Origin of the sequence: Cohnella algarum (assembly GCF_016937515.1) — a bacterium.
GTDB classification, from domain to species: Bacteria; Bacillota; Bacilli; order Paenibacillales; family Paenibacillaceae; genus Cohnella; species Cohnella algarum.
The window spans coordinates 1,660,406-1,674,299 of sequence record NZ_JAFHKM010000002.1; the positions used below are offsets into that span (position 1 = coordinate 1,660,406).

Here is a 13,894-nt window from a genome sequence, read left to right on the forward strand (position 1 = left end):
AAACTTTTCCGTTTCTTTTGTCGCAGCCTGTCTATTACTTTAGCATACCTTTAACAAACCCATCAATGAATATAGCAAAGCGTGAGAGAATTCTAATAATAGCCAAAAAGACCTCCGAATCTCGTTCGAAGGTCCCGAAACGTTTTATAAAAGGGTCCTGACTTACGGTTGATCCTCTGGCGGCGATTCGCCAAGAAGCTCCATCATTCGCGCAAATTCATCGTCGTCCAGCACGCCGCGCAGCATCCGCTCCAATTCCGCCAATTCCTCCGCCGATACGCCCTCCGACAAATAGCCGCTCATTTGCCGGAGCTGGGCCGAATCGAGCTTCGACACGACGAGCGAGAACAGCTCTTGCCGCTCGCCGTCGGACAAGCCTTGAATCGCGCCGATCGCTTCGTCTTCGCCGATGACCGGCACCGTGTCCGGTTCGGCCGCCCCGTCTTCGCCGTCGAGGCCGCCGCTTGCGGGCGCGTCGTCCGCTCCTGCCTCCGGCGGTTGTCCGGGTCCGCCGGTTCCATCGGCTTCATTCGCTCCATCCGTTCCATCGGTTCCATCCGTTCCATCCGTTCCGCCCGCGCCCGCAAGGCCGCTTTCCTCCGCGCCCGGCTCCGGCGGTTCCGCCTCGCTCCCCCCGCCGATTCCGTTCTCCGGGCCGGGATCCGCGCCCGTCTCGCCGCGCTCCGAGCCGGTTGCCGCCTTCTCGCCCGGCGCGGGTCCCGGCTCGGGAGATTCCGCCTCGGCGTCCGCGGCCGCGGGTTCCTCGGCTCCCCACAGCTGCCCCCATACGCCCGACAACGCGAACGGCTGCACCTCGAGCGGGATGTTCATTTGCTTCAGCAGCGTTTCCACGTAGCTGTTCACAATGTACCCCGTCGTCCAGATGCACAGAAAACTGAGCAGCAGCGCGCTTGCGATCAGGCGGCCGAGCCAGCCTATCCATTTGAACATCCTTCTTGCCCTCCTGCCAAACTATGATCATAGTTTTCAGTATGGGCAAACCGGGCTTCTCGCATTCTTTTTTTCCGGAAAATGCCTTTCTTCTATGATTTCAACCGAATTCTTTTTAACTTGGCCGTCAGCAGGAGACTTGCCGCGCAGCCGATCGCCAAACCGAACAAAAATCCGAGCCGCCCGTCCCCCAACCGAACGACCCCGGCCGCGAAATTGCCCGCAAGCAAGGAAGCCAGGACGACGATCGCGGTCTGGACAGCCAGCTCCAGCCAGCCGAACATCAGGAACTTCCCGTTGTTTTCCGGCTTGTTCCGCTCATAGCCCCGCATTCCAAGCAGGACAAGCGCTCCGGCAACAAGAGCGAATACAACCATTTTCCCCCACGTAATGAATTCATAGCTTAACGCTATGTACCCCGGAATATTAATAAAATCCTGCAACTCCTCGTATAAATACGAATCGGGAAAAAGATCCCGTCCGAACATAATCCCAAAGCTCTCATCCGCGACAATGTACATCGACATAGGCGCTGCCCACAGGAACAACGAGAGCGTCGTTTGGGAAGCAACCGTGCCCGTTATCGTCCCGACGAGCGCAACGAACGAATAGGCCGCAAGAAGGAGGACGATCGAGTACAGCCATTGCGTAAAGTGATAGCCGAGGCTGAACAGCTCCGCCGCCGGCGAGGACAGCACCGCGACCATGTCTATTGCCGTATTCAGGCTGAACGTACTTACGATCAGCGCGGCTCCGAACAGCCATTTCGTACAAAAAATCCTTCGCCTCGAATAAGGCAAGGAGAACAGAAACTCCTGCGAGCCATTGCGCCGCTCCGTTCCGAACTGGACCAACGCAAGCACGAACGCGGCGAGCAGCATCCATCCCCTGCCGACCGACTCCAGATTCCCGAACTGGTAGACCTGCATCGCGTCTCCGGAGCGAAGCGCGGCCTCCAATCGCTCCGGGCTCCGGCTGCCGTCGAACAACAAGTCGTTTATTCGGGCGAAGCCCAGCGTAAAGAAGTGAAGAGCCGGCACGAACCAGACGAACAGCTTGGCCTGCGCATACTCCCGGCTCCATAACGCCTTATCCCGCATTGGTCGGCCCTCCCAGCTTCCATTCGAACATGTCCTCCAGCTTCAGCGGCAGCGGCTCCAGCAGCAGCGGCTCCATCGCTTCCAACTCCCCGTAAGCGGAAGCTTGCGGCTCCGCACCCGCAAGGAACGCCCGCGGTCCGGCCTCGTTGCCGAGCAGCAGCGTATACACCTTGCCGACCCGCTCCAGCACCTTGACCCGAGGCGAAGACAGCCACTCCTCCGGCGCGTCCCCGCGGAACACGACCTGTACCTTGACGAGCTCCGGATAGGCATCGCCGTTCCGGTCGTGCACCTCGATCGTGCCGTCCTTCAGCAGCAAAACCATGTCCGCGATCCGTTCGAGCTCATCCAGCATATGCGACGAAATGACGAGCGCCGTCCCGTCGGCCGCCGCCTCCATCAGCAGCGTCAGCATCTGCTTTTTGGCGATCGCGTCGATGCCGTTCGTCGGCTCGTCGAGCAGCACGAACCCGGCTCGAGTAGCCAGGCCGAGCGCGGTGCCGAGCAGCATTTTCATCCCTTTGGAAAAATGCTTGATGTTTTTGCCGACCGGCAGGCCGAACCGCTTCATCGCCTCCAGGAAAAACGTCTTGTCGAAACGGGGGTAGATCATCCCGTACAAATCGGCGCACCCGTACGCCGTGTACCCGTACAGCGCCTCCGGCGAGTCCGGGATAAACACGACTTCGCGCTTCGCCTCCGGATGCGCGTGAATCGGCATCCCTCCGCAGCTCACCTCCCCTTCATCCGGCGTCAGAATGCCGGCCAGCGTTTTCAGCAGCGTCGTTTTACCCGAGCCGTTCCGGCCGATCAAGCCGGCGACTTGCCCGGGGGCAAGCGAGAAGTCAATATGATGAAGCACCGGCTTGCGTTCAATCGTTTTGCGCAGATTGCGTGCCGTGAGCATGCATTTCCCCCCGTAACGTGCGGTTTCTTCTTCGATCCAGGCTTTAAGCTGACTTTCGCCAATGCCCAGGTGATGGGCTTCGACCACTAGCAGCCGCAGCCGCTCCTTCAGCTCTCTCAGCCGCTCCGTCAGCATGCCCGGCGATTCAGCCGCCTTGGCGACATAAGCGCCCTTGCCGCGGATCGACAAGATCACGCCTTGCCGCTCCAGCTCCTGATACGCCTTCGCGACCGTATTGTGGTTCACGAGCAGCGTGGCCGACAGCTCGCGGACCGAGGGAATTTTGTCCCCTTCGACAAGCGCCCCTTTTGCGATCAGTTCTTTCACCTGGCTCACGATTTGCTCGAATATCGGCAGAAGACTCCGTTCATGGATTTGGATCATGCGGCATTCGTTCGGCTCCTTCCTTTTTCCGTACCGGGTTGTTGCGGACGACTGTACTACTTTATCTAGTACACATTGTACAGTTGATTGGCGGGGATCGCAAGAGGCTGGATTCGGCCCGCGGACGGGAACGCGCTCTCTCCGGCAATTTCCCGGCGATCTAACGTTTGGTATCTCGGTGGAGGCGGATGGTTGGAGTTGGTGGAACGGGTGATTAGGCGATTTGGCGGGGCGGCCGGATTGGAGGTTGGTTGAGGGGGCGGGTTGGAGAGGCCAATCGATTTAGAGCAAAGCCAGGTTCGGGACAATAGGCAGCAGTTGCAGTTCCGCGCGTATAAAGGCCTCGTTGACCCGTCTTCCCGCGATTGCCCTATACACGACGCCATACTTCGGCCCGATGACGCCGCCCTGCTGCCCCGACAGCCCGCGAAAAACACGAAAAACCCCCCACGGAGCTTCACGCTCCGCAGAGGGCATCCCTCTATTGCGCTATGACCTTCGCGTCGGATCCCTCCAGGATTTGCTGCGCGCATCTCGCTTGGCATCCGTGCTGCGCATCTGGTTCAGCATCCGCGTTCGCTTCCGGCCTTTCGCTAAAATATCCTATTCCGCATTTAACTTCCGCCTATCGCCACTAACTTTCACTTATCGCCATTTAACTTCCGCTTATCGCCTTCAACTTCCGCTTACTCGTAAATCGCCGTCACCTGATTCGTTTGCTCGCGGTTGCGGCCGACGGAGAAGATGGCGATCGGAATGCCGGTCAGCTCCGATACGCGCTCGACGTACTTGCGCGTGTTCTCCGGCAAATCCTCCAGCGTCTTGGCGCCGGAGATGTCCTCGCTCCAGCCCGGCAGCTCCTCGTACACCGCCTCGCACTCCCCCAGCACCTTCAGGTTCGCCGGATAGTGGTGAATGATTTCGCCGCGGTACTTATAGGCCGTGCAAATTTTCACCGTTTCCAGCCCGCTGAGCACGTCGAGCGAGTTGAGCGAAAGGCCGGTAATGCCGCTGACGCGGCGCGCATGGCGGACGACGACCGTGTCGAACCAGCCGACGCGGCGCGGGCGTCCGGTCACGGTGCCGTATTCGTGGCCCTTGTCGCGAATCCATTGGCCCAGCTCGTCATGCAGCTCGGTCGGAAACGGGCCGTCGCCGACGCGCGTCGTGTACGCCTTGGCGACGCCGATGACCTGGCGGATTTTCGACGGGCCGACGCCCGATCCGATGCAGACGCCGCCCGCGGACGGGTTGGAGCTCGTGACGAACGGATACGTGCCTTGGTCGATGTCGAGCATGACGCCTTGGGCGCCTTCGAACAGCACTTTGCGGCCTTCGTCGATGGCGTCGTTCAGCACGACCGACGTATCGGTCACGTAGGGGCGCAGCTTCTCGGCCAATGCCAAATACTCGGAAATGATCTTGTCGGCATCCAGAGCCTCGCCTTGATACATTTGCGTGATGATCTGGTTTTTCTCCTCGATCAGGCGGCGCGCCTTCTCCGTAAATTCCTCCGCCACCATCAGGTCGGCGATGCGGATGCCGTTGCGCGCGGCTTTGTCCATGTAGCAGGGGCCGATGCCTTTGCGGGTCGTGCCGATTTTGTTGTCGGCCTTGCGGTCTTCTTCCAGCCCGTCGAGCACGAGATGATACGGCATGATGACGTGGGCGCGATCGCTGATCCGCAAATTGTCGACGCTGAATCCGTTATCGATAATGTATTGAATTTCTTCCACGAGCGCGGCGGGGTTGATGACCATCCCGTTGCCGATTACGCATACTTTGTTTTGATTGAAAATTCCGGAAGGAATCATCGTCAGTTTATACTTTTTGTTTTCAATGAGAATCGTATGGCCGGCATTGTTGCCCCCTTGATAGCGGGCGACGACGTCCGCCTTCTCGGCGAGAAAGTCCGTGATCTTCCCTTTGCCTTCGTCTCCCCATTGCGTTCCTACGACAACGACTGTAGACAATGCAATCCCTCCACCCGGCAGCTTCGTTCCCGCCGGCATGATGATGCTCCCGTTGCGCCGATGAATTCCCGTCCGGCCGTTGCCGGAAGGCACGCGCAAGCGCATCGGAGACGGCTTTCGTCCCGACGCGATACCAAATGGCCGCAAGGCAGCAACATTAGTGTAGCAATCCGAGCAGACGAAGTCAACTCAAAAAGCCGAACAATTGTACAATCACCCATACAATCGTTCGGAATTTTTTCAAAATATGCGCTTCCTTTCCGGACAACCCGCAACTAAACCGGATTCGTTCCGAAAGGAGCCCGTCTTTTCCCGTCAGGCAAGCTCCTTGATTTCATGCAGCTTGAGCGCCAGCTGCAAAACGAACTTCGTATCGGGGTCGTCCAGCCTCATGCCCAGCTCGCCCTTGATCCGTTCCAGCCGGTAAATGATCGTGTTGTAGTGCACGAACATCCGTTCCGCCGTTTCCTTTGCATTGCAGTTGCATTGAAAATACGTCCGAAGCGTGCTGAGCAAATCCCCCTGCTGCTTCCGGTCAAGCTCGAGCAGCGGATGCAAATACAGGCGGCGGTATTCGGCCAGCTCTTCGGTGCCTTTCAGTCGGTACAGCAGCAAATAAACGCCCAGATCCGCATAATGCAGCACGGGAGAAGTCAAAAAGCAAATTCCGGCGATCTCCAGCACGCGCCGCGCGTCGATGTAGCTGCTCGCAGCCTTGACCTGGTCCCCCGCCTCCCGGCCGAGGCAAAGCGACACGCCCGACTCCGGAACGGCTTGCTGGAGCAAGGTCGAGACTTCGCTTAGCAGCTGCTGGCGATCGGCCGCCTTATCCGGTTCCGAATGCGTCAGCAGCACGACGAGATCGCCCTCGAGAACGGTCCATTTCGCTTCCAGCTTGCGGGCGGCGCACTCCCAGTTCAGCCGTTTGGCCAGCTCCTGCAGCCCCTTCACTTCTAACTTCCGGTTGTGAAAATAAACGACGCCGGATGTGTAGTGCGCCGCTTCCGCGAGCGGCCAGCCGCACGCTTCGGCCCGCAGCCGCAAATCGACCGCGGTGACGATTCTTCCCGCCAGCCAGTCCTGCAGAAACTGGTCGGCGTATTTCGTTTCGATATGCGAACGCGCCTGCATGTTGCTGATTTCGAACTCGAGCAGCCTTCCCGCCCAGTTCAGCGTCAGCGTATCGACGACGTTGTATTCGTTTTTCCGGTCGATGACGAGCAGCAGGTAAGGCTGAAGCTCGTCGTCGTTCACCACTGCGACGTGAACGCGGATGCTGGATTCCTTTCCGCCGATCACGTTCGTCTCCAATGTTCTTTCCTTCCGGATGCGGTCCCATTCCTCCGGGCCGATACCGCCGCACAGAGGCATCGCTTCCGGAGACGCCACGACCCCGTTTTTCGGATCGAGGAGCACGACCGGGTTTTTGATCATGAGCTCCAAATGCTGCAAAAACGCGGGAAGCCCATCCCCGTGCAGCAGCACGTGGGACAGGCGCTGCACCCGTCCTTGGAGGATCGTCAAATCCTTGAACTCCGAGACGAGCACGCGTTCCATGATTTCGCGGACGGCGTCCGAAAACGTCGTGCCCGGCGGAAGCTCGATCAGCGGCAAGCCGTGCCGCTCGGCGGCTGCGATCGCGGCGGGCGGCACCTCGTCGAGGAAGCGTTTCGTCTTGATGCCGAGCGCGACGACTCCCCGCTGGGCCAATTGGCCGATCAGCGTCGCCAGCACCTCCGGGTTGTCCCGGAACGGATACCCGGTCGTCATCAGAAATTCCCCCGGCCGCACCCAATCGATGACGTCCGGGACTTCCATGACGTTGACGCGGCTGATCACTTTGTCCGCGTTGGCGCCGCCGCCGAGCAGAACGGCGTCTTTAAAGTGGGGGATCATAAACAAATCGCTCACGGTGAACCCGACTTTGGCCAGCTGTTCCATTCAGGTCATCTTCCTTTCTCGGCGGCGGCCGGTCAGCGTCAAACTCGCAAAGATCGGATAAAAGCCGCCGAAGACGACGTCCAGCCGAAAATGCCGCCCTGCTGGCGAACCATATGAAGCGCCGCCTCGTGGTCGGCCGGATCGAACGCCGCCGTCGCATCCTCGAGCACCAGGCAGCGGTACCCGCGGTCGTTCGCCTCCCGCAGCGTCGTATGCACGCAAACGTGCGTCGTCACCCCGGTCAAAATCAGATGCTCGATTTCCCGTTCCCGGAGCATCCGCTCCAAATCCGTTGCGTAAAACGCCCCTTTGCCGGGCTTGTCGACGATCGGTTCCCCTGCCGCCGGCGCCAGCTCGGCAACGATATCGTGGCCGCGTTCGCCGCGGATCAGGATGCGCCCCATCGGCCCCGGATCGCCGATTCCGGCCCCTTGCTTCCGGCTCCGCTCGAGCTTCGCCGGCGGACAATCGGACAAGTCGGGCAGATGGCCCTCCCGCGTGTGGATGACGAGCAGCCCCGCTTCGCGCGCCGCCTCCAGCACCCCGGCAATCGCCGGAATGATGCGGCGGGCGGGAGCGATATCGTTGCCGAGCCGCTCGCCGAAGCCGCCCGGCGCGCAAAAATCGTTCTGCATGTCGATGACGAGCAGAGCCGCGCGGCCGGCTTCGTATTCGAACGGATAGGGAAGCGACGCGTTTACTCGTTTCATCGAAATCGACCTCCCCGCCTACTTCGTTCCTTCGAGCGTTCCTTGATACGTTCTCGTCGGCTTCGGAAAGCCTTCGGACGTGCCGTCCTTGACGACGACCTCGTCCTCCCACGGGAGCCGGTAGTTCCCGGCCGCCATGTCCTTCATATAGGTATAAGGGCAATCTTGCGCTCCGCCGTCGACCGCGACGTAGCCGCGATGGCCGAGCTGGTAGATGTTATTCTCCACGCCCCACAGCCGCCGCGCCTCGCGGGCGAGCGCCGGACGGACTTCGCCGGCGACGATTTCGTCCGGCCGTCCGCCGCCTTCGACGAGCGGAACGCCGTCGAAGCCGACGATCATCGCCTCGCCCATCGAATCGAACGTGCCGTCGCTGCCGCTCATGCAGACCGAGACGGTATACATGAGATTGCAGAAAGCGTTCGCCTGGTTGGTGATCTTCCAGGCGTGGCGAATCGGCGCCGTGTACCCGGCGGTCCGGATCATGATGTCCGCGCCCCGGTACGCGCATTCCCTCGCCATTTCCGGGAACATGCCGTCATGGCAAATAATCAGCGCAAGCTTGCTGCCGTTGGGACCGTCGCAAACCGGGATGCCCAGATTGCCGGGCTCCCACGGCTCGACCGGCACCCACGGGTGCAGCTTCCGGTAATTCAGCCGAATTTCGCCTTCATTGTCGATAATGAGGCCGGTGTTGTACGGATTGCCGTCCGGGTTCGCTTCCATGATGGAGAAGCAGCCCCAAATGTCGTTGTCCCGGCACGCCTGGCGGAACGCTTCCACCTCCGGGCCGTCGACCCGGCACATCAGCGCCGGATCGGTATTCATCGAGAGCCCGTGGAGCGAATATTCCGGAAAAACGACGAGATCCATATTTTTCAGTCCGCGCTTCGCCTTGGCCGTCATGTCCACGATTCGCCGGGTTTGTTCCGCCAGCTGCCGCGGCGTGTCGACGACGGGCAGCTGCATCTGGACGAGACCGATGACGACGCCGTCGGGCGATTTGTTGAGTCCTCCCAATCCGCTCATTCCGATCCGCTCCCCTTTCCTCGCGCGTTCTTTTTACTGGCTGATGTTGCCGATGACGCCTTCCACGAGGAAGTCCGTCGCTTCCAGCTCGTCGATCGTCGGCGTCGTGCCCTCCGCGAAACGGACCGTGCCGGCCTGATCCTTGACCGGACCCGCGAACGGATGAAGCTCTCCGCTGATCAGCTTGGCCTTCGCCTCTTCCACCGCCGCTTTGACGTCTTCCGGAACGTTTTTGCCGAACGGCGCGAGCTGAACGACGTCGTCGGCCAGCGTGCCGCGGAATTTGCCGTCATAGATGCTGCCTTTGAAGCTGCCGTCGACCGCCGTTTGCACCATGTCGACGAACAGATCCGGCCAGTTCCATACGGAACCCGTTATCCAGCCTTCCGGAGCGAGCGAGGACGAATCGGCATGGTAGCCTACCGTCATGACGCCGCGGCGTTCGGCCGTTTCGACGATCGTTTTGCTGCAATCCTGGTGCTGGGTCAGCACGTCGGCGCCGCCGTCGATGAGCGAGTTCGCCGCGTTCGCTTGCTGGCCCGGGTCGCACCAGCTTCCCGTAAAGACGACGGACGTCGTCGCGTTCGGGTTGACCGACTTCGCGCCTTGTTCGAAGGCGTTCACGTTAAGCAGCACTTGCGGGATCGGAACCGAAACGATGTAGCCGAGCTTGCCGGTTTCGGACATTTTGCCTGCCGCTACGCCCGCGAGGTATACCGGCTCCCACATCGTGCCGAAGTAGGTACCGAGGTTTTCCGCCGTTTTCAGGCCGCCCTGGTGGTAGAACACGACGTCCGGGTGGCGTTTCGCCACGTTGAGAGCCGGATCGAGATGGCCGTAGGAGGTCGGGAAAATGATTTTCGCGCCTTCCTGGATCATCTGCTCCATGACGCGCTCGGCTTCGGCCGTTTCCGGCACGTTCTCGGCGCGAAGCACCTTCAGGTCGGGGAACGCTTCCTCGACGGCCACGCTGCCTTGGTACGCCGCTTGATTGTAGCCGTAATCGTCCTTCGTTCCGACGAAAATAAAGCCGACGGCCGAGCCGCCCGTGCCGATCGCTTCGCCCGAACCCGACGCCGCCGCGGACGGCGAGGCGCCGCTTGACGGAGCGCTGCTGTTGCCGCCAGGCTGGCTGCATCCCGCGAGCAGCGCGATCAGGGCCATCAGGCCGAATACCATGCTTTTTGCCAACTTTTTCGTTTGTTTTCTCATTGGTTTCTCTCCACCTTTGCCCTTTTTATATGGAAATTGCCTTGTTGCCTCTCTTTAATAGAACGAACAGGGCGGGATCGCCGACCCAAGGCCGATCAGCCGCTTCCTTCGCCGGCGAACACTTTGCCCAGCGCCTCCGGGGTCGTGCTTCGCTTCCGCCGCTCCACGATAAGAAGCGCGGCCAGCGTCAGCAGGTACGGGACCATGAACAGGAAAAACGGGGAAATCGGAAGCCCCTGCTGCTGCACCGTAAGCTGCAGCGCCTGGGCGGCGCCGAACAGATAAGCGCCGAGCATCGCCCGTCCCGGCAGCCACGAGGCGAAAATGACGAGCGCGACGGCCACGACGCCGCGGCCTTGCGCCATGTTTTCCACCCAGCTGTGGGTGAACGCAAGCGACAGCTGAGCGCCGCCGAGGCCGGCCAGGAAGCCGCCCGCCAGCACGCCGGCGTATCGGACGAGCTTCGGGTTGATCCCGCTCGCGAACAGCACTTCCTCCCGCTCGCCCGCGGCTCTAAGAATCGTGCCGACCCGGGTTCGGAACAGCACGAACCATAAGCAAGGAACAAGCAGAATCGAAAGGTACGTCAGCGGATCGTGGTTGAACAGGATGCCGCCGATGAACGGAATGTCCGAAAGCAGCGGGATCGGCACCGGATTGAAGCCGACGATCTGCTCGCTAACGAAATCCCGGCCGAGAAACGAGGTAAGGCCCATTCCGAAAAACATGAGCGTAAGCCCCGTGGCCAGCTGGTTCGCGCCCCGGCTGATGACCAGAAACGCGTGAATCGCCGAGAGCAGCATGCCGCAAACGCCGCCGGCCAAAGCGCCGAGCCACGGGTTGCCGGTCCAGACGGTAACGGCGAAGCCGCCGAGCGCGCCGGCCAGCAGCGACCCTTCCGTTCCCAAATTGATGACTCCGGCCCGCTCCGAGACGAGCTCGCCTTGCGACGCCAGCATGACGGACGTTCCGGATCGGATCGCCCCCGTAAGAATATCCGCAATCATCGCTTCGCCCTCCTTCCGCTTCCGAGAATGAACAGAAGCACCAGCGCCATCAGGATCATGACCGAGGAAGACGGCAATCCGGAACGGATTTCGAGCGTATTGCCCGCCACGCTGATCATGCCGAGGAGAAACGCGGTTCCCAACAGCTTCAGCGGACTGTTCCATGCCATCATCGCCGCGAGAAACCCGAAGTAGCCGTAGTTGACGCCGGTCGTCGGACGAAGGCGCCCTTCGATGCCGGCAATTTCGATCATGCCCGCGACGCCGGCGACGGCGCCGGCCGCGATCAGCACCCAGAAGTACGTTTTATTGATGCTCATGCCGGCTCTTTCCGCCGCGTACCGGTTGCTGCCGAGCACCCGGATCCGGAAGCCGAGCCTCGTTTTCGCCAGCACGTACCATGCCGCCAAGGCCAGCACGATCGCGATTGCAAAGCCGATGTGCAGCCGCGTGCCGTTAAAAATCGGGAGCCGCAGCGACCAGGAAATTTCCGGAGAAAACGGCCAGTTGAACGATTCCGGATCTTTCAGAAACCCGTGAACGCATAAGCTGACGGTGTAAGCCGCGACGTAGTTGAGCAGAACGCTCGTAATCGTTTCGTTCAGGCGGCCTTTGACTTTGAGCAGCGCGATGATCGCTCCCCATGCCGCGCCGCCGAACGCGCCGGCCAGCAGCATGAGCGGAATGCCGATCCAGGCGGGATAGGAGCCGAGGACAAAGACCCCCGCCGTCGTCGCGAACAGCGCCCCGATCGCCAGCTGCCCTTCCCCGCCGACGTTGACCAGCCCCGCTTTGGCGGGCAGCGCCGCCGCAAGCCCCGTCAGCACGAACGGCGTGGCTTTGAGCAGCACTTCGCCGAAGCCGTACAAATCGCCGAACGTCGATTGAATCATCGAGGCGTACAGCTCGAGCGGGTTGACGCCATAGAACAGCAGGAAAATGCCGTACAGCACGAACGGGGACAGCCAGACGAGCGCCTGTTTGCCGATCGGGGCCCATTTGCTCCGCGCGGCACCGGAAGCTTCGGGCAAGATCGCGGATGCTTGATGGCTCATGCGGATTCCCCCTTCAACATGCGGTTGCCGATTTGCGAAATATCGGTTTCGGACGGCAGATACGGCCCGAGCAGCCGTTTGCCCGACAGCACGACCAACCGGTCCGACAGCTTGAACAATTCGTCCAAATCTTCCGAAAACAACAGAATGGCGGTTCCTTGCTCGGCCAGCTCGATCAGGCGCTGCTGAATCGTTCTCGTCGTGCCGATGTCGAGGCCGCGGCTCGGATAGCTGATCACGAGAATGTCGGGCTTGCGAATCAGCGCCCGGGAAAGGACCATCCGCTGCACGTTGCCGCCGGACAATTGATCCGCTCTCCGTTCGGGAGCGGCGAGGGCCAGCGACCTCGCTTCCTCGCTCGCCTCGAGCTCCGACCGGAGCCGTGCCCAGTCGATGCCCGCCCCTTGTTGCGGACCGGCATGCCGTCCAGCACCATATGCTGCAAAATCGTGAAGCCCGGAATGACCGATTCCTTGATCGGATCCTCGGAGACGAAGCTAACGCCCGCTTCCAGAAACGCCTTGACGTCGCCTTTCATCTCCTTGCCGTGCACGGCGAGCGTGCCGGCGGACAGCTTGCGAAGGCCGAACAGCGTTTCCGCCAGCTCTCGCTGGCCGCTGCCGGAAATGCCTGCGACGCCGACGATTTCGCCTTTCCGCAGCGAAAGCTTCACGTCGGAGAGCACCGCCTCGCCGTGATCGCCTTTGATCGTGCCGTTGTCGAGGCGAAGCACCTCGGACGGCGTTTCCGACAAGTCGGGAGCCGGCTTCACGACGGCCTTCAGCGACTTGTCGCCCATCATGGCCGCGACGAGCGCGTCTCCGTCGAGCCCCTCCTCGCGGGTCACCTGGTGCGTGATTTTTCCCGCTCTCAGCACCGTCGCCTGGTCCGCGCAGGCGAGAACTTCGTTGATTTTATGAGTGATGAGCAAAATGCCGTAGCCGTCCTTGCGCAGCAGGTCGAGCATTCGGAGAAAGGATTCCACTTCCTGGGGAACGAGCACGCTCGTCGGCTCGTCGAAAATAATGATTCTCGTGCCCGGAACGAGCAGCACTTTGACGATCTCCAGCCGCTGCCGCTGTCCCAGGTCAAGCTGCCATACGTAAGCGTCCGGATCGACCGCCAGGCCGTATTTGGCCGAAATTTGCCTGATTTGCTCCCGCAGCTGCTTTCTCCGCAGCCGCCAGCCTTTTCCGACCGCCAGCGCGATGTTGTCCAGCACGGTCAGCGCCGGAACGACCCGGAAGTCCTGAAACACCATCCCGATCCCTTTCGCCCTTGCCTTCGTCGGCGGGTGAAGTTCGACGACCTGTCCGTCCATCAGGATTTGGCCTTCATCGGGCACGTACACGCCGTAGAGCATTTTCATCAGCGTGCTTTTACCCGCGCCGTTTTCCCCGAGGATGGCATGAATGGAGCCCGGTCTGACCTCAAGGTTAATCGACTCATTCGCCGTAAGGATTCCGAACCGTTTCGTCAAGCCTTGCGCCTTCAGAAGGCAGGAGTCCGCGTCGATATCGTGCGCCTTCATCGAATCGCCCCCTTGGTGTAAAAATTCATAACACGATTCATTAGATTTGTTTACTTTAACTCATTATAGACGATAATTCTAGTCGTTTCTTTAT

12 protein-coding genes are annotated in these 13,894 nt (G+C 60.6%); all 12 read right to left on the reverse strand.

Annotated elements, in window-relative coordinates; all coding sequences use genetic code 11:
- Positions 1-162: 162 nt before the first annotated feature.
- The gene (locus JW799_RS07455) at positions 163-951 is read right to left on the reverse strand and encodes a hypothetical protein (protein WP_205429299.1); all 789 of its coding nucleotides are present in this window, start codon (positions 949-951) and stop codon (positions 163-165) included.
- Between the two features lie 92 nt (positions 952-1,043).
- A complete protein-coding gene (locus tag JW799_RS07460) occupies positions 1,044-2,051 on the reverse strand; it encodes an ABC transporter permease subunit (protein ID WP_205429301.1) in 1,008 nt (335 codons plus the stop codon).
- Complete coding sequence (locus JW799_RS07465) at positions 2,041-3,342, reverse strand: ATP-binding cassette domain-containing protein (protein WP_205429302.1); 1,302 nt, start codon at positions 3,340-3,342, stop codon at positions 2,041-2,043. Before JW799_RS07465 ends, JW799_RS07460 begins: the two co-directional genes overlap by 11 nt.
- Positions 3,343-4,028: 686 nt before the next feature.
- Entirely contained in the window at positions 4,029-5,315 is a 1,287-nt protein-coding gene (locus tag JW799_RS07470) for an adenylosuccinate synthase (RefSeq protein WP_205429303.1), read from the reverse strand.
- 315 nt (positions 5,316-5,630) lie between these two features.
- Positions 5,631-7,256 (reverse strand): PucR family transcriptional regulator, encoded by a 1,626-nt coding sequence (locus JW799_RS07475; RefSeq protein ID WP_205429304.1) that lies wholly within the window; start codon positions 7,254-7,256, stop codon positions 5,631-5,633.
- Positions 7,257-7,294: 38 nt separating this feature from the next.
- Entirely contained in the window at positions 7,295-7,966 is a 672-nt protein-coding gene (locus JW799_RS07480) for a cysteine hydrolase family protein (protein WP_205429305.1), read from the reverse strand.
- Positions 7,967-7,984: 18 nt separating this feature from the next.
- Positions 7,985-8,995: a formamidase gene (locus JW799_RS07485; RefSeq protein ID WP_205429306.1), complete on the reverse strand. Its 1,011-nt coding sequence runs from the start codon at positions 8,993-8,995 to the stop codon at positions 7,985-7,987.
- Between the two features lie 33 nt (positions 8,996-9,028).
- Entirely contained in the window at positions 9,029-10,207 is a 1,179-nt protein-coding gene (locus JW799_RS07490) for a BMP family ABC transporter substrate-binding protein (protein WP_205429307.1), read from the reverse strand.
- Positions 10,208-10,302: 95 nt separating this feature from the next.
- Complete coding sequence (locus JW799_RS07495; protein WP_080832336.1) at positions 10,303-11,214, reverse strand: ABC transporter permease; 912 nt, start codon at positions 11,212-11,214, stop codon at positions 10,303-10,305.
- Positions 11,211-12,269, reverse strand: a complete 1,059-nt coding sequence (locus tag JW799_RS07500) for an ABC transporter permease (RefSeq protein WP_080832335.1) — start codon at positions 12,267-12,269, stop codon at positions 11,211-11,213. Before JW799_RS07500 ends, JW799_RS07495 begins: the two co-directional genes overlap by 4 nt.
- The gene (locus tag JW799_RS07505) at positions 12,266-12,574 is read right to left on the reverse strand and encodes a hypothetical protein (protein ID WP_205429309.1); all 309 of its coding nucleotides are present in this window, start codon (positions 12,572-12,574) and stop codon (positions 12,266-12,268) included. Before JW799_RS07505 ends, JW799_RS07500 begins: the two co-directional genes overlap by 4 nt.
- Positions 12,529-13,800, reverse strand: a complete 1,272-nt coding sequence (locus JW799_RS07510; RefSeq protein WP_205429311.1) for an ABC transporter ATP-binding protein — start codon at positions 13,798-13,800, stop codon at positions 12,529-12,531. The genes JW799_RS07505 and JW799_RS07510 overlap by 46 nt, the downstream gene beginning before the upstream one ends.
- Between the last annotated feature and the right edge of the window lie 94 nt (positions 13,801-13,894).

Bases quoted from the DNA above. Each gene is read 5' to 3' on its own strand.
- JW799_RS07455 (WP_205429299.1), bottom strand. From the start codon at position 951: ATGTTCAAATGGATAGGCTGGCTCGGCCGCCTGATCGCAAGCGCGCTG.
- JW799_RS07460 (WP_205429301.1), bottom strand. From the start codon at position 2,051: ATGCGGGATAAGGCGTTATGGAGCCGGGAGTATGCGCAGGCCAAGCTG.
- JW799_RS07465 (WP_205429302.1), bottom strand. From the start codon at position 3,342: ATGATCCAAATCCATGAACGGAGTCTTCTGCCGATATTCGAGCAAATC.
- JW799_RS07475 (WP_205429304.1), bottom strand. From the start codon at position 7,256: ATGGAACAGCTGGCCAAAGTCGGGTTCACCGTGAGCGATTTGTTTATG.
- JW799_RS07480 (WP_205429305.1), bottom strand. From the start codon at position 7,966: ATGAAACGAGTAAACGCGTCGCTTCCCTATCCGTTCGAATACGAAGCC.
- JW799_RS07485 (WP_205429306.1), bottom strand. From the start codon at position 8,995: ATGAGCGGATTGGGAGGACTCAACAAATCGCCCGACGGCGTCGTCATC.
- JW799_RS07490 (WP_205429307.1), bottom strand. From the start codon at position 10,207: ATGAGAAAACAAACGAAAAAGTTGGCAAAAAGCATGGTATTCGGCCTG.
- JW799_RS07495 (WP_080832336.1), bottom strand. From the start codon at position 11,214: ATGATTGCGGATATTCTTACGGGGGCGATCCGATCCGGAACGTCCGTC.
- JW799_RS07500 (WP_080832335.1), bottom strand. From the start codon at position 12,269: ATGAGCCATCAAGCATCCGCGATCTTGCCCGAAGCTTCCGGTGCCGCG.
- JW799_RS07510 (WP_205429311.1), bottom strand. From the start codon at position 13,800: ATGAAGGCGCACGATATCGACGCGGACTCCTGCCTTCTGAAGGCGCAA.